General features: G+C 54.3%; 19 protein-coding genes. 12 read left to right on the top strand and 7 right to left on the bottom strand.

Annotation, left to right across the window (positions count from 1 at the left end; genetic code table 11):
- Positions 1–9 precede the first annotated feature (9 nt).
- Positions 10–738 (bottom strand): copper homeostasis protein CutC, encoded by a 729-nt coding sequence (locus NG653_RS12260; protein WP_252742005.1) that lies wholly within the window; start codon positions 736–738, stop codon positions 10–12.
- Positions 739–778: 40 nt separating this feature from the next.
- Between NG653_RS12260 and NG653_RS12255 the strand changes: the two genes are divergently transcribed.
- Positions 779–1,768: an isoaspartyl peptidase/L-asparaginase family protein gene (locus NG653_RS12255; protein WP_252742004.1), complete on the top strand. Its 990-nt coding sequence runs from the start codon at positions 779–781 to the stop codon at positions 1,766–1,768.
- A 39-nt stretch (positions 1,769–1,807) separates the two neighbouring features.
- Positions 1,808–4,636 carry a DNA polymerase I gene (gene polA, locus NG653_RS12250; protein WP_252742003.1) on the top strand — a complete coding sequence of 943 codons (2,829 nt, stop codon included), beginning with the start codon at positions 1,808–1,810 and terminating at the stop codon, positions 4,634–4,636.
- Positions 4,637–4,667: 31 nt separating this feature from the next.
- Here the strand turns inward: polA and NG653_RS12245 are convergent, their stop codons facing one another.
- A complete protein-coding gene (locus NG653_RS12245; protein ID WP_252742002.1) occupies positions 4,668–5,159 on the bottom strand; it encodes a lipocalin family protein in 492 nt (163 codons plus the stop codon).
- Between the two features lie 227 nt (positions 5,160–5,386).
- Between NG653_RS12245 and rplM the strand changes: the two genes are divergently transcribed.
- The 10 genes from rplM to NG653_RS12195 all read left to right on the top strand — a co-directional run bounded on the left by rplM (position 5,387) and on the right by NG653_RS12195 (position 16,161).
- Positions 5,387–5,842, top strand: coding sequence for a 50S ribosomal protein L13 (gene rplM / locus NG653_RS12240; protein WP_252742001.1), 456 nt, complete (start codon positions 5,387–5,389; stop codon positions 5,840–5,842).
- On the top strand, positions 5,842–6,228 hold the full coding sequence (rpsI, locus tag NG653_RS12235) for a 30S ribosomal protein S9 (protein ID WP_252742000.1): 387 nt from the start codon (positions 5,842–5,844) through the stop codon (positions 6,226–6,228). Before rplM ends, rpsI begins: the two co-directional genes overlap by 1 nt.
- Before the next feature lie 244 nt (positions 6,229–6,472).
- Positions 6,473–7,552 carry a 30S ribosomal protein S2 gene (rpsB, locus tag NG653_RS12230; protein WP_252741999.1) on the top strand — a complete coding sequence of 360 codons (1,080 nt, stop codon included), beginning with the start codon at positions 6,473–6,475 and terminating at the stop codon, positions 7,550–7,552.
- A 70-nt stretch (positions 7,553–7,622) separates the two neighbouring features.
- Positions 7,623–8,447 carry a translation elongation factor Ts gene (gene tsf, locus NG653_RS12225; protein ID WP_252741998.1) on the top strand — a complete coding sequence of 275 codons (825 nt, stop codon included), beginning with the start codon at positions 7,623–7,625 and terminating at the stop codon, positions 8,445–8,447.
- 245 nt (positions 8,448–8,692) lie between these two features.
- Positions 8,693–9,400, top strand: a complete 708-nt coding sequence (gene pyrH / locus NG653_RS12220) for a UMP kinase (RefSeq protein WP_252741997.1) — start codon at positions 8,693–8,695, stop codon at positions 9,398–9,400.
- A gap of 37 nt (positions 9,401–9,437) precedes the next feature.
- Positions 9,438–9,992, top strand: a complete 555-nt coding sequence (gene frr, locus NG653_RS12215; RefSeq protein ID WP_252741996.1) for a ribosome recycling factor — start codon at positions 9,438–9,440, stop codon at positions 9,990–9,992.
- A gap of 120 nt (positions 9,993–10,112) precedes the next feature.
- Positions 10,113–12,521: an efflux RND transporter permease subunit gene (locus NG653_RS12210; RefSeq protein WP_252741995.1), complete on the top strand. Its 2,409-nt coding sequence runs from the start codon at positions 10,113–10,115 to the stop codon at positions 12,519–12,521.
- Positions 12,522–12,617: 96 nt separating this feature from the next.
- On the top strand, positions 12,618–14,051 hold the full coding sequence (asnS, locus tag NG653_RS12205; protein WP_252741994.1) for an asparagine--tRNA ligase: 1,434 nt from the start codon (positions 12,618–12,620) through the stop codon (positions 14,049–14,051).
- Between the two features lie 50 nt (positions 14,052–14,101).
- Entirely contained in the window at positions 14,102–15,556 is a 1,455-nt protein-coding gene (gene rpoN / locus NG653_RS12200) for an RNA polymerase factor sigma-54 (protein WP_252741993.1), read from the top strand.
- A complete protein-coding gene (locus tag NG653_RS12195; RefSeq protein ID WP_252741992.1) occupies positions 15,553–16,161 on the top strand; it encodes a hypothetical protein in 609 nt (202 codons plus the stop codon). Before rpoN ends, NG653_RS12195 begins: the two co-directional genes overlap by 4 nt.
- Positions 16,162–16,202: 41 nt before the next feature.
- Here the strand turns inward: NG653_RS12195 and NG653_RS12190 are convergent, their stop codons facing one another.
- The 5 genes from NG653_RS12190 to NG653_RS12170 form a co-directional block, all read right to left on the bottom strand.
- Positions 16,203–16,889 carry a porin family protein gene (locus NG653_RS12190; RefSeq protein ID WP_252741991.1) on the bottom strand — a complete coding sequence of 229 codons (687 nt, stop codon included), beginning with the start codon at positions 16,887–16,889 and terminating at the stop codon, positions 16,203–16,205.
- A 69-nt stretch (positions 16,890–16,958) separates the two neighbouring features.
- Positions 16,959–17,441 carry an ExbD/TolR family protein gene (locus tag NG653_RS12185; protein WP_252741990.1) on the bottom strand — a complete coding sequence of 161 codons (483 nt, stop codon included), beginning with the start codon at positions 17,439–17,441 and terminating at the stop codon, positions 16,959–16,961.
- Between the two features lie 10 nt (positions 17,442–17,451).
- Positions 17,452–18,063 (bottom strand): ExbD/TolR family protein, encoded by a 612-nt coding sequence (locus NG653_RS12180; RefSeq protein ID WP_252741989.1) that lies wholly within the window; start codon positions 18,061–18,063, stop codon positions 17,452–17,454.
- Positions 18,064–18,073: 10 nt separating this feature from the next.
- Positions 18,074–18,517, bottom strand: a complete 444-nt coding sequence (locus NG653_RS12175; RefSeq protein WP_252741988.1) for a hypothetical protein — start codon at positions 18,515–18,517, stop codon at positions 18,074–18,076.
- A 24-nt stretch (positions 18,518–18,541) separates the two neighbouring features.
- Complete coding sequence (locus NG653_RS12170; protein WP_252741987.1) at positions 18,542–19,330, bottom strand: MotA/TolQ/ExbB proton channel family protein; 789 nt, start codon at positions 19,328–19,330, stop codon at positions 18,542–18,544.
- Positions 19,331–19,724: the final 394 nt, after the last annotated feature.

Here is a 19,724-nt window from a genome sequence, read left to right as displayed (position 1 = left end):
ATTTCCCCCTCACAGCCCCTGCCCCCTGACACGGTCCACGACCGCCTGCAGCCGTTCGGGGTCGGCTTGCAGGGGGGGGCCTTCCCTGAGGAGGGATGGGGAGTTCAGCGGCAACCCGCGGAAATCTTCCCTTGGGCCCCTGGGCAGGCCGCTTAGGTGGATGGCCTCAAACCCCCTGCCGAGGAACAGGGAAACATTTTGTGGGCCGATACCAGCCCCGGGCATGATGCCCAAACCGCAACTGGCCTGCAGCTTTTCAAGCAAGGAAAGGCCTGCTTCGGCCGTGGGGGCCCTGCCGCTGGAGAGGATGGTCCGCACGCCGAGGGCTTCCAGCGGCTCAAGGGCACCTTCCCAATCTTCCATCCGGTCAAAAGCGCGGTGGAAGGTCAGGTGGGAAGGGCCGGCCTCCCGGGCCAGGGCCTGCATCCCGCTTCGATCGAGCCGGCCATCCGCCTGCAGGCAACCCAGGGCAAATCCTTCAAACCCCAACCGACGGCAAAAAGCAATATCGAGGAGCATTTGTTCGAATTCCCATTCGGAGTAACAAAAATCACCGCTTCGGGGCCGGATCAGCACATGCACGGGGATACGGACCGCCTCCCTGACGGCCTGCAACAAACCCGGGGAAGGGGTCACCCCCCCCAAGGCGAGCTCACCGCAAAGTTCCAGGCGGTCGGCCCCGGCCGCTTCGGCTACACGGGCCGATTCCACGGAAGACACGCAAACTTCTACCTTCATTGCTTATCTTTAATTTTCCTAAATGTAAATCCTTCCTCCCATGCACCGAAGAAAATTCCTGAAGAATTCCACCCTGGGCGCCACGGCCGCCATGGGCGGGGCCAGCCTGATTTCCTGCCAGGAACCCTCCCCCGGAAAACCTGTTCCGGCTGGCAGCCACCCCGGCCCCATAACCCTGTGCACCTGGGATTTTGGCAACGCCACCGCCAGGGCCTGGGAGGTGCTCCAAAACGGGGGGACGGCCCTGGATGCCGTGGAGGCCGGGGCCATGGTGGAAGAAGCCGACCCCGGCAACCAGACCGTGGGGCTGGGCGGACGGCCGGACCGTGAAGGCGTGGTCACCCTGGACGCCTGCATCATGGACTCCAATGGAAACTGTGGGGCCGTGATGGGCCTGGAAGGCTTTGTCCATGCCGTTTCCGTTGCGCGCAAGGTAATGGAGCAGACCCCCCATGTGATCCTGGCCGGGGCCGGGGCCGCGCAATTTGCCCGGGAACAGGGGTTCCCTTCCCAGGACCTGCTTACCCCGGCATCCCGGGAGGAATGGGAAGAATGGAAAAAGACCTCCCGCTACCAACCCGTCATCAATATCGAAAACCACGACACCATAGGCATCCTGGCCATGGATGGGGAAGGCCGGCTGGCCGGCGCCTGCACCACCAGCGGCCTGGCCTACAAGATGCGCGGGCGCGTAGGGGATTCGCCCGTTATCGGGGCCGGCCTTTACGTGGACCCTGAGGTGGGGGCAGCCACCGCGACAGGCCTGGGGGAGGAAGTAGTGCGCACCGTGGGGAGCTTCCTCATCGTGGAGCTCATGCGGCAGGGAAAAAGCCCCCAGGAGGCCTGCGAGGAAGGGGTTCGGCGGATCCTGGGTCGGAAACAGGGCAGGCCTGATTTCCAGATTGGGTTTATCGCGCTGAACCACCGCGGAGAAACTGGCGCTTATGGGGCACACCCGGGGTTCAGCTTTCGGCAGTACGATTCCCGGGGCCACCGGAACACCCCTGCCGAAAGTTACCTGAAATCCTGAGATTCTTAGTAGTTTTGAAACCCCTTGAAACCCGATCCCATGGCTGAGAAAAAAAGATTGTTCCTGCTTGACGCATACGCCCTGATCTTCAGGGGGTATTATGCCCTGATCAAAAACCCCAGCATCAATTCCAAGGGCATGGACACTTCTGCCATCATGGGGTTCATGAATTCCCTTTTCGATGTTATACGACGTGAAAAGCCGGACCACCTGGCCGTTTGCTTCGACAAGGACGGGAGTGCGGAACGCACTGAACTCTTCCCGGAGTATAAGGCCCACCGGGATGAAACCCCGGATGCGATCCGCATCGCGGTCCCCTGGATACAGAAAATCCTGAAAGCCATGCATATCCCGTGCATCGAAGTCTCAGGCCTGGAAGCCGACGACCTCATCGGGACCCTGGCCAAGCAGGCTGAACAACAGGGATACCAGGTGTATATGGTCACCCCCGACAAGGACTTCGGACAACTGGTTTCCGAAAACATTTTCATGTACCGCCCCGCCCGGATGGGCAATGGCATCGAAATCTGGGGAATCCCGGAGGTGCAGCAGCGCTTTGGGGTGGAGCGGCCCGAACAGGTAATCGACTACCTGGGCATGATGGGCGACACCAGCGACAACATCCCCGGGTTTCCCGGGGTGGGCGAAAAAACGGCCAGGAAATTTATCGAGGAATTTGGCTCCCTGGAGGGGTTGCTGGAAAACACCCACCAGTTGAAGGGGAAAATGCGGGAACGCATCGAAGAGAATGCCGAATTGGGCAGGCTTTCCAAAAAGCTGGCCACCATCTGTGTGGATTGTGAGGTCACCTTTGATGAAAGGGATTATGAACTGAGCGTCCCCGACAGCCAGAAGGTTCAGGAGCTTTTCGAAGAACTCGAATTCCGGAGGCTCAAGGAGCAGTTCGTGAAATTATTCTCCGGGGAGGAAACCACCACCCCGACCCAGGTCAGCAGCACAGAAACCGCCCGCAACCAGGCCCGGGAAGCCGGGAGCGGGCAGTTTTCCCTCTTCGGGGCCGAGGAAACCCAAAAGGTGGAGGCCTATTCAGGGCGCAAAACCCTCAAAGAGGTCCCCCACCTTTACCAGACGGTGACGCCCGGGATGGGGCTAACCCTCTTCCTCCAAAGCCTGATGGGGCAGCCGCGCGTATGCTTCGATACGGAGACCACTTCCCTGGACCCCCTGGAAGCCGAACTGGTGGGGATCGCCTTCAGCTGGGAACCGCATAAAGGCTATTACCTCCCGTTCCCGGAGGGGATGGAGGAGGCCGAAAAGCTGCTGGAACAGGTGCGCCCCTTCTTTGAATCAGCGGAAATTGAAAAAGTGGGGCAGAACCTGAAATACGACATCAAGGTGCTCCACCGCTACGGCGTACCCGTAAACGGCCCCCTCTTCGACACCATGCTAGCCCATTACCTGATCAACCCCGACATGCGCCACAACATGGACGTGCTCGCGGAAACCTACCTGAATTACGCCCCGGTGCCCATCGCCGAGCTGATCGGCAAAAAGGGGAAGAACCAGCTCAGCATGCGGGAGGTGCCGGTGGAGGAAGTGACCGAGTACGCCGTGGAAGACGCCGACATTACCCTGCAACTGGCCGACCATTTTGCCCCGGAACTCAAAGAAGCCGGGACGGTAGGGCTCTTTACCGACATTGAAATCCCGTTGCTGCGGGTTTTAGCCGCCATGGAGCTGGAGGGTATCAACCTCGATGCCGGCTTCCTTAAGGAACTTTCCCGGGAACTGGAAGGGGATATTGCCAGCCTCGAGAAGAAAATCTATGAACAGGCCGGGGAAACCTTCAATATCGGTTCCCCAAAGCAGCTCGGGGAAATCCTTTTCGATAAGCTCAAGCTGGTCAACAAACCCAAAAAGACCCGTACCGGGCAGTATTCGACCGCCGAGGACGTACTCTCTGACCTGGCCCGGGACCATGCCATCATCAGGGATGTTCTGGAATACAGGGGGCTGGCCAAGCTCAAGAGCACCTATGTGGATGCCCTGCCCCTGCAGGTTGCCCCTTCCACCGGGAGGGTGCATACCGACTACATGCAAACCGTTGCGGCCACCGGGCGGTTGAGCAGCAACAACCCCAACTTGCAAAACATTCCCATTCGCACGGAGCGGGGACGCCAGATCCGCAAAGCCTTTATCCCGCGCAATGCAGATTACAAGCTGCTTGCCGCAGATTATTCACAGATAGAACTGCGAATCATCGCCGCCCTGAGCGAGGAGGATACCATGATTGAATCTTTCCTGAGGGGAGAAGACATCCATGCCTCCACGGCCGCAAGGGTCTTCCAGGTACCCCTGGAATCCGTTACCCGGGAACAGCGCTCCAATGCAAAAACAGTCAATTTCGGGATCATTTACGGGGTTTCTGCCTTTGGTTTGAGCAACCAGACAAACCTCAGCCGAACCGAAGCCAAAGAGCTCATCGATACCTATTATGAGACCTATCCGAAACTGCGGAGCTATATACAGCGGCAAATCGATTTTGCCCGCGAGCACGGGTACGTGCAAACCGTTTTGGGCAGGAGGAGGTACCTTAAGGATATCAACGGGAGCAATGCCGTGGTGCGCGGCGCTGCCGAGCGGAACGCCATTAACGCCCCGATACAGGGGAGCGCCGCCGACATCATCAAAATCGCGATGATCCGGATTTACGAAAAATTACAGGAAGGGAATTACCGGACCAAAATGCTGCTACAGGTACACGACGAACTGGTTTTCGATGTGTTCCAACCCGAACTGGACGCAGTCAGCGCCATGATCCGATCCGAAATGGAAAACGCCTATACCCTCTCCGTGCCCCTTGTGGTCGACATCGGGGTTGGAAACAACTGGCTGGAAGCGCATTAAGGCCCGGGGGGCAGGGTTCCCGCTTCCCGGCCTAGCGCCTTTCGAAGATCAGGGAACCCCCGGTTCCAAACTCTTCAAATTCATCCCCTTCGATCTGCATGGTAAGGCGGTTTCCACTGAGGGTGGCGGTTACGGTTTCGCTCATTCCCTCCGAATCCGTAATGGTCAGCTGTCCGCCCGTATAGCTGTAGGTGGCGGTTTCGCTGTCGCTTTCCGTTGGGCAGGCAATATTGAAATCCCCGGTCAGCAGGCCGCTCAGGTCCAGGTAGGCAAAGGAGCTTTCCAGGGTAGCCTGTTGGCTTTCTGTAAAGATCAGCGTAAGCAAATAACAATCCTGGGCAGCCAGGAGGTTGAAAAGGGTTGCAGCGTTCCTTTCCTCTTCTGTGGCGGTGGCATCCAGTTGCAGGGAAACCGCATCCCAGGTGCCCACTATGGAATTCACGCCGGAATCCGCATCATCATCGGAAGAGCAGGAAAAAAAGGCTGCGGTGAGCAGGGCGATCAGGTAGTATTTTAATTTCATGGCAATATCAGTTTCAGCGGTTCGCTTAAAGTGCTGTTGCTGTTAGAACGCTGCAAAGGGTGAAAAAGTATTTCAAAATGCGCCCGGGAACCGCACCGCCCGTCCTAAAAAAGTTTAGGGGGAAGGCAAAAATATTGCCCGGGGGCCATTTGTAATTCAACTTAATAGTTGTACATTTGCAGCCCGTTATTCGGACTTGACGTGTTTAATTTTTAAAAATAGGAGTAGTGGATACATTGAGCTACAAAACCATATCTGCCAACAAAAACACCGTTTCCAAGGAGTGGTTGCTGGTGGATGCCGATGGCCAGACCCTTGGCAGGCTTGCTTCCAAGGTAGCGAATATCCTGAGGGGTAAATATAAAACCAACTTCACCCCCCATGTGGACTGCGGGGACAATGTGGTGGTTATCAATGCCGAAAAAATCAGCCTTTCAGGGAATAAGTGGGATGACAAAAAGTACATCCGCTACACCGGATACCCCGGCGGCCAGCGCGAACAGACTGCCCGCGAACTGATGGCGAAGAAGCCCACCGACATGGTGGAAAAGGCGATCAAGGGCATGCTTCCCAAAAACCGCCTTGGAGCTGACCTTTTCAGGAACCTGTATGTATACGCAGGTCCGGAGCATAAACAGGAAGCGCAAAAACCGAAGCAAATCAACTTAAACGACCTTAAGTAATGGAGGTGATTCACAAAATTGGGAGAAGGAAGACCGCTGTGGCGAGGGTATACCTTTCTGAAGGGAAAGGCACTATTACCGTCAATAAAAGGGCCTTTGCGGACTACTTTCCGACAGCCACCCTGCAATACAAAGTACAGCAGCCTTTTACCCTCACGGACTCCGAGAATGCCTTTGATGTAAAGATCAACGTGTTCGGCGGCGGGATCACCGGGCAGGCGGAAGCCGTGCGCCTGGCGATTTCCCGTGCCCTGTGCGAGCTGAACGAGGAACACCGCAGTGCCCTTAAGCCTGAAGGCCTGCTGACCCGGGACCCCCGTATGGTGGAGCGGAAAAAATTTGGCCAGAAGAAGGCCCGGAAGAAATTCCAGTTCTCCAAGCGTTAAAAGTAAATCCTGCCGGTTACCCCGGCAGGAATTTTTTGTCACCCTGCGCTGCAGGATAATATTAACCCAGTTCCTTGAAACGTTCTCTCCGGAGAAACTAGTACAGCCCGGCAAACAGGCTTTCCCGCCTGCAAAACCGGAGCCGATTTGGTTTAGCATCTAAATAGCAGAGGCGCGTCCTGCCCCATGGAAAGGACTACCACTCTGATATTGCACTTTCAAAGAACGTAAACTAAATAACAGAATGGCTGTAAAAGCTGAAGTAAAAGATCTTTTAGAAGCTGGGGTGCATTTTGGACACCTCACCCGTAAATGGAACCCGAACATGGCGCCCTACATCTACATGGAGCGCAACGGGATCCACGTCATCAACCTTTACAAAACGGTTGCCAAGCTGGATGAAGCCTGCGAGGCCCTGACCAAAATTGCCGCCTCCGGGCGCAAGGTGCTCTTTGTGGCCACCAAGAAACAGGCCAAAGACATCGTGGCCGAAAAGGTTTCAGCCGTGAACATGCCCTACATCACGGAGCGCTGGCCCGGTGGGATGCTGACCAATTTTGTCACCATCCGCAAGGCAGTCAAGAAAATGACCAGCATTGACCGGATGAAGAAGGACGGCACCTTTGACACCCTTTCCAAGAAAGAAAGGCTGCAGGTGGAACGCCTCCGCGCCAAGCTGGAGAAAAACCTGGGGTCCATCGCCGAGATGACCCGCCTGCCGGGCGCCATCTTCGTGGTAGACACCATGAGGGAGCATATTGCCGTGAAAGAGGCCCAGAAGCTGAATATCCCTGTTTTCGCCATGGTGGATACGAATTCAGACCCACGCCCTATCGACTATGTCATCCCCGCCAATGATGATGCCTCCAAATCCATTGAGATCATCATGAAACAGGTAACTGACGCTATTGCCGAAGGCCTGACCGAACGGAAATCGGAGAAGGCAGAAGCCGCTGAAGAAAAGGCAACCCGGGCAGAAGCGCCCGCCTCAACAGCCGTTGAGGAAGTAGAAACTGCCACCGCCCCGGCGGAAGCAGCCCCTAAAGTGAAAAAACAGGCCGCTGAGGCCACAGGCGATGACCTCACCAAAATTGAAGGGATCGGACCCAAGGCAGCAGAAGCCCTGGTAGAAGCCGGACTGGGCACATATGTGGCCCTGGCTGAAGCGGACCCTGAAAAAATAAAGGACCTGCTGACGGAATTCAGCTCCCGCCTGGCCCACCTCGATCCGGGAAGCTGGCCAAAGCAGGCAAAAATGGCTGCTGACGGAGAGTGGGAAGCCCTCAATGCATGGCAGGAGGAAGCTAAAGGCGGCATTGAATAACCCGCCCGGACTTTGAGAAATCAAAAACAAAATTAAATCGGGACCCATGGGTTCCACAAATACAACAACAATGGCAAATATTACCGCAGCTGAGGTAAATAATCTTAGAAAAACCACCGGTGCCGGGATGATGGATTGCAAGAACGCCCTGGTGGAAGCCGACGGCGACTTTGAAAAAGCCATCGAAATCCTTCGCAAAAAAGGACAAAAGGTTGCCGCGAAGCGTGCCGACCGCGAATCCACGGAAGGTGCGGCCATCGCTAAAGTCAATGCAACCAATACCGAAGGGGTGATCATTTCCCTGAACTGTGAAACGGATTTCGTGGCCAAAAACGACAGTTTCGTGGCCCTGGCCAACGACCTGGCCGAGCTGGCCCTGGAGTATGCCGACCGCGATTCGTTCCTTGCAGCGGATTTCGGGGGCATCTCCGTGCAGGAAAAGCTCATGGAACAAACCGGGGTGATTGGGGAGAAGATCGAGATCGGGGGCTTTGAGAAGCTCAGCGCCCCTTTTGTAGGGTCCTACATCCACGCGGGAAACAAAATCGCTACCCTGGCGGGGCTTTCTGAAGCCGTGGCCGATGCCGCTTCCATTGCCAAGGATGTCGCCATGCAGGCTGCTGCAATGAACCCTGTGGCCCTGAATGAAGAACAGGTGGACCAGGAGATCATCGAAAAGGAGATTGAAATCGCCAAGGACCAACTCCGTCAGGAAGGAAAGCCCGAGGCCATGCTCGACAAGATAGCCCAGGGGAAACTGCAGCGGTTCTTCAAGGACAATACTCTGGTTAACCAGGAATTTATCAAAGACAGCAAGGTAAGTGTTGCGGAATACGTGAAATCGGCCGCCCCCAACCTTGTGGTGACTGGTTTTTCGCGGGTAGCCCTGGGGTAACCTGTTTTGACTGCTTAAATAAGAACGCCCCGGCATCCCCGGGGCGTTTGTTTTTTAAGCCCCTCCCAATTTTCCGCCCGCCCTTCCGCCACGAAAAAAATCGATGGCCATAGGGCCCCGCGCCAATTTAAAGGCGGGAGGCGCCTGCCTTTTTCGATTGAATTGAACATCCGGTACCACAGAGCCCGGCAGGCCCTGAAACCAAAATAATTTTGATTATTTTTGTCCGGATTTAAGCCCGTGCCATGCCATACAAGAGGATTCTCTTAAAATTAAGCGGTGAAGCCCTGATGGGCGACCAACAATACGGAATTGACCCGGGCCGCCTGGAAACCTATGCCGAAGAAATCAAAGCGGTGGTCAACCAGGGGACTGAGGTAGCCATTGTAATCGGAGGGGGGAATATCTTTCGCGGCGTAGCCGGGGCAAGTCGCGGCATGGATCGCGTACAGGGCGACCACATGGGCATGCTGGCCACCATCATCAACGGTCTTGCCCTTCAATCAGCCCTGGAGGACAAGGGGGTCGATACCCGCCTGCAATCTGCCATTAAGATCAATGAGGTGGCCGAACCCTTTATCAGAAGAAGGGCGATGCGCCACCTGGAAAAGGGTCGGGTGGTCATTTTTGGGGGGGGCACCGGGAACCCGTATTTCACGACCGATTCGGCCGCCGTACTCCGGGCCATCGAGATCGAGGCGGATGTGATCCTGAAAGGGACCCGTGTGGACGGCATCTATACCAGCGACCCTGAAAAAGACAAAACCGCCACCAAATTCGATACCATCAGCTTTGCTGAAGTCCTGCGCAAGGGCCTGAAAGTTATGGATACCACCGCCTTTACCCTGAGTCAGGAAAATGAACTCCCCATTGTGGTATTCGATATGAACAAAAAGGGGAACCTGATGAAAATCGTATCGGGTGAAAACATCGGGACGGTGGTAAACCTGTAAATCGCAGCCGGAAAACCTTTTCAATCACATACGACCCATGAACGAAGAAATTGAATTTATTCTGGACACCGCCAGGGAGAATATGGAAAAGGCCATGGCCCACCTGGAAAAGGAACTGGTCAAAATCAGGGCCGGCAAGGCCAGCCCCGCCATGCTCTCCTCAGTTATGGTGGAATACTACGGCAACATGACCCCGCTGTCGCAGGTTGCCAACATCAACACCCCGGATGGGAGGACCATCATGGTGCAGCCCTGGGAAAAGAATATGATCCCTGCCATTGAAAACGCCATCATGACGGCCAACCTCGGCTTCAACCCCATGAACAATGGGGAAATGGTGATCATCAACGTCCCCCCCCTGACAGAGGAGCGTCGCAGGCAGCTGGCCAAGCAGGCCAGGTCCGAAGCGGAAGAAGCCAAGATTGGCGTGCGCAGCGCCCGGCAGGAAGCCAATAAGGAAGTAAAGGCCCTGGGAGTTTCCGAAGACCTGGAAAAGAATGCGGAAATCGACATCCAGGAGCTTACCGATACCTACATCAAAAAAGTGGACCAGGTCCTGGAGGTTAAGGAAGCGGAAATCATGAAGGTCTGACCGTGCCCTGATTCTATAACAAAGCCTCCAACCGGAGGCTTTTTTTATGATCGTCCCTAATTGGCAATTTGTTGGGCGCACTGGGGATGATTTTCTACCTTTGCCGCCGGATTCATCCCCATGGTGGCAAAACTCACACAGGGCTTCTGGGCAAAGACAGCGCGGATCATCCTCCGGAACAGGGTCCTGATCCTTCTGGGGATCGCCGCCCTTACCGTTGCGCTTTCCACGCAATGGGAACACATGCGTTTTTCGAACTCGGAGGCCAACCTGCTTCCCGACGACCATCCCGAAAATGTCCGTTACCAGGAATTCCTTTCGCAATTCGGGGAAGAGGGAAACACCATTGTGCTGGCCGTCAGGGACCCTGCCCTTTTTGAGCCGGAAACCTTCAACCGGTGGAACGTGCTCAGCAAGCAGCTGGAGGCCTTCCCGGAAGTGGACTTTGTCCTCTCCACGGAAAACCTGCAACGCCTGGTCAAAAGCCCCGGGAATGAAGAATTCCTGCTGGAGCCCTGGATCACGGGGCCCGTGGAAAACAAAGCGGCAGTGGACAGCCTCAGGCGGATGCTGTTTGAAGAGCTCCCTTTTTACGACAAGCTTCTGTACAACAGGGAAAGCCAAACCCTTCGCACCGTGGTTTACCTCGATAAGGACCTGGTAAACACAAGCGTGAGGAAAGATTTCGTCCTGCAGGACCTCACCAGCCTGATCAGGGAATTCGAAAAGGAAACAGCCCTGGAGGTACATACCTCCGGCATGCCCTACATCCGGACAATGAATGCCCAGAACATCATTGACGAAATCGGAAAATTCATCTTCGCTGCCCTGGCGGTTACTTCCCTGATCTTTTTCTTTTTTTTCCGTTCGGTACGGGCGACCCTTATCTCCGTTTGCGTGGTGGTCATCGGGGTCATGTGGGCTTTTGGCACCCTGGGGCTCCTGCGGTATGAAATCACCGTGCTGACGGCCCTCATCCCCCCGGTAATTATCGTGATCGGCATCCCCAACTGTATTTTCCTGATCAATAAGTATCAGCAGGAGGTGAACAAACACGGCAACCAGGCCCTCTCCCTGCAGCGGGTGATCACCAAGATCGGCAATGCCACCCTGATGACCAATGTGACCACGGCTTCCGGTTTTGCCACCTTCATCATTACCGACAGCAAACTGCTGACTGAATTCGGGATCGTGGCTTCCCTCAATATCCTTGGGATTTTTGTGCTTTCGCTGCTGATTATCCCCATCCTGTACAGTTTCATGCCCCTGCCCAAGACCAAGCACCTGAAACACCTGAACAAGCGGTGGATCGACACCTTTGTCAACTGGATGGAGCGCATCGTCCGCAACCACCGGATCGCCGTTTATTTTGTTTCTGTGGCCCTGCTGGTCGCGAGCATAATCGGGATGTACCAGATAGAAATTTCCGGAAGCGTCATAGAAGACATGCCCAAAAATTCGGACTTCGTGAAGGACATCCGCTTTTTTGAGTCCGAATTTGACGGCATCATGCCCATTGAAGTGGTGATCAACACGAACCAGCGCAATGGCGTGCTCAAACCTGCCACCCTGAGGCGGATGGACCAGTTGGACGCACATATCGAAGAAGTCCCTGAACTCTCGCGGCCCGTATCGGTGGTAAACCTGGTAAAGTATTCCAAACAGGCCTTTTACAATGGCATCCCCAAATATTACCAGTTGCCTACCTCCCAGGAGAGTAACTTCATCCTGAATATGGCCCGAAAATCGCGTGAGAACAGCAATTTGCTGAAAAGCTTCGTCGACAGCACCGGGCAGATCGCGCGCATGACCACCTATATGCGCGACGTGAAAACCGACCGGATGGAGGCCATTGAAAAGGGGTTGCTGGAGGAAATCGCGAAAGTATTCCCCCCGGAACGCTATACCGTCTACCTGACGGGGAAAGCCCTTTTATTCCTTAAGGGGACGAAATACCTGGTCAGGAACCTGTTGATGTCCCTTGGGCTGGCCATCGGCCTGATCGCCCTTTTGATGGCTTACCTGTTCCGCTCCTTCCGGATGATCCTGATCTCCCTGATCCCTAACCTCCTACCCCTGCTCATCACTGCAGGGGTAATGGGCTTTGCAGGGGTCCCCATCAAGCCATCCACCATTTTGGTCTTCAGCATTGCCTTCGGGATTTCGGTGGATGACACCATCCATTTCCTGGCCAAATACCGGCAGGAACTCGTCGCCCACCGCTGGAAGATCCGGCCATCGGTCTATGCCTCCCTGCGGGAAACAGGGGTAAGTATGTTCTACACCTCCATTGTGCTGTTCTTTGGGTTTTCCGTGTTTATCATCTCCAGTTTCGGGGGGACGGTGGCCCTGGGCGCCCTGGTGTCGGCCACCCTCCTGTTTGCGATGCTGGCTAACCTGATCCTGCTCCCTTCCCTCCTCCTGTCTCTGGAACGCAACATTGCTGACAAGAAAATCCTCAAAGAGCCCCAGATCGATATCCTCGCCGGGGAAGAAGAAGAAGGCGATGATGCGGCCACCAACTCCTGAAAAAATAGGGTATCCCCGATTTTTAGGATCCTTTTTCGACGCGCGGATTTAGCTCAATACCGTATCTTTGACCCGCAAATCCACAGCATAGAATCCATGAAAGTAACCAGTATAAAAACCCTGCTTGCCGACCCGAAAATGCTGCAGGAAGTCCGGGTTTCCGGATGGGTACGCACCTTTCGCAGCAACCGGTTTATTTCGCTCAACGACGGTTCCACCCTGCAGAACCTCCAGTGCGTGGTCGATTTCGAAACCCTTTCGGAAGACGTCCTTAAGCGGATTACCACCGGGGCCGCCCTCCAACTTGAAGGCATCCTGGTGGAAAGCCAGGGAAAGGGCCAGCAGGTTGAAGTACAGGTCAGACACCTTACAATTTTGGGGGATGCCCACCCCGACCGGTATCCGATACAGCCGAAGAAACACACTATGGAGTTCCTCAGGGAGCAGGCCCACCTCAGGGTACGGACCAACACCTTCGGGGCGGTGATGCGGGTGCGTTCGGCCCTCGCCTTTGCCGTACACCAGTACTTTACCACCCACGGCTTCTTCTATTTCCATGCCCCCATCATTACCGGCGCAGATGCCGAAGGGGCCGGGGAAATGTTCCGGGTGACTACCCTTGACCCCAGCGACCCGCCACGGACCGACACCGGGGAGGTAGATTACCGGGAAGACTTTTTTGGTAAGCAGACCAACCTGACGGTCTCCGGGCAACTCGAAGCTGAAGCCTATGCCATGGGGCTGGGAAAGGTATACACCTTTGGCCCCACCTTCAGAGCTGAAAATTCGAATACCTCCAGGCACCTGGCGGAGTTCTGGATGATTGAACCCGAAATGGCGTTTTATGACCTGGATGCCAACATGGACCTGGCCGAGGATTTCATACAGGGGGTAGTCCGCTACGTCCTGGAGCACTGCCGGGAAGACCTCGAATTCCTGGAAAAACGCCTTTTGGAGGAAGAAAAGGGCAGGCCACAGGCCGAACGCAGCGACATGCCGCTGCTGGAAAAACTCCGGTTTGTCACCGACCAGCCCTTCAAAAGGGTCACCTATACCGAGGCGATAGAAATCCTGAGGGAAAGCAAACCCAACAAGAAGAAAAAATTCCAGTATCCCATAGAGGCCTGGGGGGCCGACCTGCAGAGCGAACACGAGCGATACCTGGTTGAAAAGCACTTCAAATGTCCCGTAATCCTCTTTAACTACCCGGCCCAGATCAAGGCATTCTACATGCGCCTGAACGAGGACGGGAAAACGGTACGGGCCATGGACATCCTCTTCCCCGGGATCGGGGAAATCGTAGGCGGGTCCCAGCGCGAGGAACGCCTGGAGGTGCTCCGGCAGAAAATGCAGCAAATGGGGGTCGATGAGGAAGAGCTTTGGTGGTACCTGGACCTGAGGCGCTTCGGAACGGCCGTCCACAGCGGCTTTGGCCTTGGTTTCGAGCGGTTGGTGCAATTTGTGACGGGAATGGGCAACATCAGGGACGTGATCCCCTTTCCCAGGACGCCGCAAAACGCTGAGTTTTAAACGGAAATCCGTAACTTTAAGTAAGCCCATTTTTCTGACGCGCTCCTTTTATGCTCAAGCAACACCTGCAGTTTAAACTATCCCAAAAGCTTTCCCCCCAGCAGATCCAGTTGATGAAACTGATCCAGCTGCCCACCCAGGCTTTTGAACAACGGCTGAAACAGGAGCTGGAGGAGAATCCCGCCCTGGAGCCTGGCCGGGAAGAAGCCGAGGGGACAGAAGCGGATTTTGACGAGGGCTTTGAAAATGAAGCGGAGGGGGATGTCATCGATACGGAAGACATCAATATCGACGACTACCTGAGCGATGACGAAATCCCTGATTACCGGACCCGGGGCAACAATTACGGGGATGAGGAAGAAAAGCAGGTGCCGTATGCTGCCGGTATTTCCTTCACCCAATACCTGATCAGCCAGCTCAATACCGAATACCTCGACGAACAGGAGTGGCAAATAGCGGAGTTCCTCGTCGGCAGCATGGATGAAAGCGGGTACATCCGCAGGCCGGTTGCCGACATTTTGGACGATCTGGCATTTACCCAAAATGTTTTTACCGATGAGGCGAGTGTTTTAAAAGTACTGCGGAAGGTACAGCAACTGGACCCCCCGGGGGTGGGCGCGCGCTCCCTCGAAGAATGCCTCCTGTTGCAGCTGCAGCGCAAAGACGCCACCCCTTCGGTGGACCTTGCCAGGGAAATCCTGCAGAAATCTTTCGAGCACTTCAGCAAGAAGCACTACAAAAAGCTCATGCAACGGCACAACATCTCAGAAGAGGAATTGAAGGGTGCCATACAGGAAATCGAAAAATTAAACCCCAAACCGGGTGGGGGCTATTCCGGAAATAACCGGATTGTGGAACACGTGGTCCCCGACTTTACGATCCGTATTGCAGACGGGGAACTCGAACTCAGCCTTAACAGCCGTAACGCGCCGGAATTACATGTTTCCCGGGGCTATTCGGAAATGCTCGCCGGGTATAAAAGCGCGAAGGACAAATCACAATCCCAGAAAGATGCCGTGATGTTCATCAAGCAAAAGCTCGATGCCGCCAAGTGGTTCATCGATGCCGTAAGGCAGCGGCAGCAGACCCTCTACCTCACCATGAATGCCATTATGGAGTACCAGAAGGAGTACTTCCTTACCGGGGATGAACGCAACCTGCGGCCCATGATCCTGAAGGACATTGCGGACCAGATTGGGATGGATGTTTCCACGGTATCCAGGGTGGCCAATAGCAAATATGTAGATACCCCCTATGGGACGAAGCTCATCAAGGATTTCTTTTCGGAGGCGGTAAAAAACGTAGAGGGGGAAGATGTGTCCACCCGTGAGATCAAAAAGATCCTCGAAACGGTCATCGGGGACGAAAACAAGCGCAAACCCCTTACCGATGACCGGCTGGCAGCCATCCTCAAGGAGAAAGGGTATCCGATTGCCCGCAGGACCGTCGCCAAATACCGTGAACAACTGGGCATCCCGGTTGCCCGGCTCCGCAAAGAAATATGATGCGCGCCTTTAACCAGTTCATTAGCTACGCCTTCCACCCCCTTTTTGTGCCCACCTACGGGACCGTATTTTATTTCCTGGTTACCCCGCGGTACAGCCCCCCGGAATTTCGGCTCGCGTTTATCCTGCCGGTGGCCGTCCTAACCCTGCTTATCCCCCTTTTCGGATTCCTCATCCTCAGGCAACTGGGGGTGTTGCGCTCCCTGTCGTGGCTGCCGGCTGCGCAAAGGGGATACCCCCTGCTGATTTACCTGACCTTGCTGCTGATCGTTGTACTCCGGGTGGTTTCCAAAGGGGATTCCGAAGAACTGTATTTCTATTTCCTGTCCATGGCCCTGGCAAATGCCACCTGCCTGCTGCTTGCCCTGTCGGGTCGTGTGGTAAGCCTGCACATGGCTGGGATTGGAAGCCTGCTGATGTTCCTGGTATCGCTGAGCCTGCATTTTGAGAAAAATATCGTGGGCGCCATAAGCCTGTGCACCCTGGCTACGGGGTTGCTGGCCACCGCCCGCCTGTATCTGAAAGCCTACGGCAGGGCTTCTGTCCTTACCGGCTGGTTGATAGGACTGCTCTCCCAACTGATCCTGGTCCGTTTCTGGCTGTAACCTGGTCTTTGGGTTGGGATATTCTTGTTCCCGGGTTTTTCTCAGAGGATATAGAATATCAACCCGAGGTGCAGGGGTCGCATCCCAAGGGGGGTATTGTCCGGCCCGGTCACCCCTTCTTCAAACAGGTCGTTCAGGCCGTAATAAAAATGAAGGTTAAACGTATTATATCCTACGCTTAATTGGATGCCATACCGAAAATTCCGGGTATCGGTATTGTAGAAGCTGTCTACAAAATCCCTGGTGACAAATTTGGACCGGGAACCCACCACATAACCCAGCTTAAAACCTCCATAGACCCTCCAGAATTTATAGTCGACCGGGGTGGAATTCCTCCACCGGAATTCCAGAGGCAGCTCGATAATGTGGGTCTCAAACTTATTCCGGCGGTATTCCGAACCTGCCGTCAGGACCTCGTATCTTATGTCATCCCCCTCCTCGACCGCCCGCAGATTCGTGTAATATGAATTTACCCCATAGCCCAGTCCAATGCCCAGGGCGACCGTGCCTTCAGGATTGAGGGGAAAATCGCGGATAAACCCCGCCAGCAAACCGTATGGGAGGTTAGACTGGGAAACCCCGTCCGGCAAATCGAGGATCAAGTTATAGCTTAGCCCCAGGTAAAACTGATCTTCCCGGTAAAAGGTATTTCCGGACGGGGCGTCTGTATCCTGAGCCAGTACGGCCAGGGTCCCAAAAAAGAACAATAGAAGTAACCGGTGTTTCATCATCCGTCGGTTTCAAAAAAAAACGCTTCATCAAATGAAGCGTTTTTTCCAATCGGGTTTGAAAAAATGCTATTGAAGGTTCCGGAAGGCATCCCCTTCATACGTGGTGTAATTCACCTTCAGGGCGTTCACTTTCCGGAGCTCCTGCTTGATATCAGAAATAAGGCCCATGTTGGCTTCCTTGTCCACCTTAAGTGCCGTGGTAAGCACATTCTGCAATTCCTGGGGCTTTTTGGCCCGCTCCTGCAGGATGAAGTCGCCAATTTCAGAGACTGAAGCGAACTTATCGTTCAGCTGGATTTTGGGCTCTGATCCAAAGACCTTCTGGTACTGGCTTGTAGGCTTCCCTACATAGATATAAATTACCCTGTCTTTCTTTTCCAGCTTCTTGATCTCACTGGCATTGGGAAGGGTGTTCTCCACCATCAGTGAACTGTCCTTCATGGTAGTTACCGTCATGAAGAAGAACAGGAGCATAAACACGATATCCGGTAGTGATGCCGTGGATACTGCTGGCAGATCTCCATCTTTTTTCTTATTAAACTTTGCCATGAATTCCTATTTAATTAGTGCTGCTGCTGGTTTCCGCCTCAGAGAGTTTCTGAGGGAAGAGTTCCTGGATTTTGGCCACCTTTTCCTTCAGGTCATCCCGTATCCCGGATGGCGTTTCAGGATTAAGGTACTGGGCCTCCATGTCCGTGAAATCACGTCCAAAAAGCCGTTGGGCTTCCCTGTTCCGAAGGTCATTGTAGGCCCCCACCAACTCGTTTTGCACGGTAATGTAGGTGCCGTAACGGGTTTCCCTGTCGTTTTTCAGGGAAATAATCGCCTTGGTCGGGTTATCGGAAGACGATTCATCCCTGCGGCCCTTGCAGTACGCACAACTGCCGTCAGCTCCGTTGTCCAGGAACGCAATGGCAGCCTCCCGAAGGTCTTTCAGGTCCATCAGTTGCTCTTCCACGAGCAGCTGCCCATTCTTGTTGATATTCACCGTAAAGATGTTTTTCTGCCTGATAATTACGTCCGTGTCGGGCGGTTCTATAGGCGGCAGCATCCGGTCAAGGCCGGCATCAGTCTCTATAGTGGTGGTTACCAGGAAAAATATCAACAACAGGAAGGCGATATCCGCCATGGATCCTGCATTTACTTCTGGTGGTGCTCCTCTTCTAGGCATAATCCAGGTTTTATTTGCTAAACATTTTCCTCGCTCCTCCCCAGGCCATGGCACCCACGGCGATGATCACAAGGAGGAAGAAGACATTCAACCCCGCCCCGATATTCTTCACCACAGACTCAGTGGTGGAAACCCCGCGGCTGGCCATAACCTCCACGGTGCCGTCGGCCCCATTGGAGAGTACATAGGAAATGGCAACCACCACCAGGAAGGCGACGATAAGGGTAAGTGTTTTCTTAAGGCTTTCAGGATTCGAGAACATGTGCTTCAGGGTAAACGCCAGGCTAAAAGCCACGGCTACCGCCAAGAGCAAATACGTGATCATGAACATCCAGTGCATGGCGCCGCTTTCGACGGCTTCCCCAACCGGGACTTCGCTTCCCGGCAACTGCAACCACAAAATAGCGGCGGCGGCACCCAATACGGCTAAGGCAATTTTTACAATCTTATTCATACCAAGGGTATTAAAGGGTCCGACTTACTTCTTGTGATCTACCAGCATATCGATCAGGCTGATCGATGAATCTTCCATGTCATTGACAATGCTGTCAATCTTGGCAATAATATAGTTGTAGAAAATCTGCAGGATAATAGCCGTGATCAGACCGAATACCGTAGTCAAAAGGGCCACCTGTATATCCCCGGCGATCAGGGAGGCACTCAGGTTACCCACAGCGCTGATCTTCTGGAAGGCCTGGATCATACCGATTACCGTACCCATGAACCCAAGCATGGGCGCGATGGCGATAAACAGGGAAAGCCATGAAACATTCTTCTCCAACTGCCCCATCTGTACGCCCCCGTAGGAAACTACCGCCTTCTCAGCGGAATCGATGCTTTCCCCGGCGCGGTCAAGGCCCTGGTAATAAATGGAGGCAACAGGCCCTTTGGTGTTGCGGCAAACCTCTTTGGCGGCTTCTATTCCACCGGAAGCAAGGGCGTCCTCTACTTGTTGTTTAAGCTTAGTGGTATTGGTGCTTGCCAGGTTCAGATAGATGATCCGCTCTATGGCCACTGCAAGGCCCAGGATCAGACACAACAGTACAATTCCCATGAATCCTGCACCTCCTTGTATGAACTGCTCTTTAAGAACCTGGGTGAACCCCCGATCCTCTGACGCTGCGGCAGCCTCATCCTGAAGCATAACAGTCATGGTGGCCAGGGTTGAAGACATGTTCGAAGGAATGACATTCGCGTTTGCGCTTACCGTATTTGCACTAAGGACAAATACCCCAGCCATGGCCAGGATGGAGAATACTTTTTTCATTTTTTCAAACTTAAATTTAGATTAGTTATTAGGGCTAAAGATAAAAAAAAATTGGAATTAAAAAATTAAATTTAATGGGGTCGATCCCCGAGAATCCTAAAAAAACAAGGCGTTTTCGGAAGACTTCACTTCCTGGGCCACATTTCCTTGCGAATCTTTCAATGTCGGTTCTGACCTGTCGCGAACCACGCCCTGTGCATTTTTCCGGCCCTTAATCTGTCCGGTCCCGTACAGGGGGCCGGACAAGCATGGGAATCCCCAGATCGGCCTTCGCCGATCTGGCTTCCATACCCTTCAAAATGTCAGCCGGATAAAACCGGGATTAGCTGCGCTGATCCCTGGTTCCCGTACAGGGGGCCGGACAAGCATGGGAATCCCCAGATCGGCCTTCGCC

Origin of the sequence: Robiginitalea marina (assembly GCF_024006985.1) — a bacterium.
GTDB classification, from domain to species: domain Bacteria; phylum Bacteroidota; class Bacteroidia; order Flavobacteriales; family Flavobacteriaceae; genus Robiginitalea; species Robiginitalea marina.
Note: the sequence above shows the minus strand (reverse complement) of the source record. Positions and strands in the feature narration are given on the sequence as shown.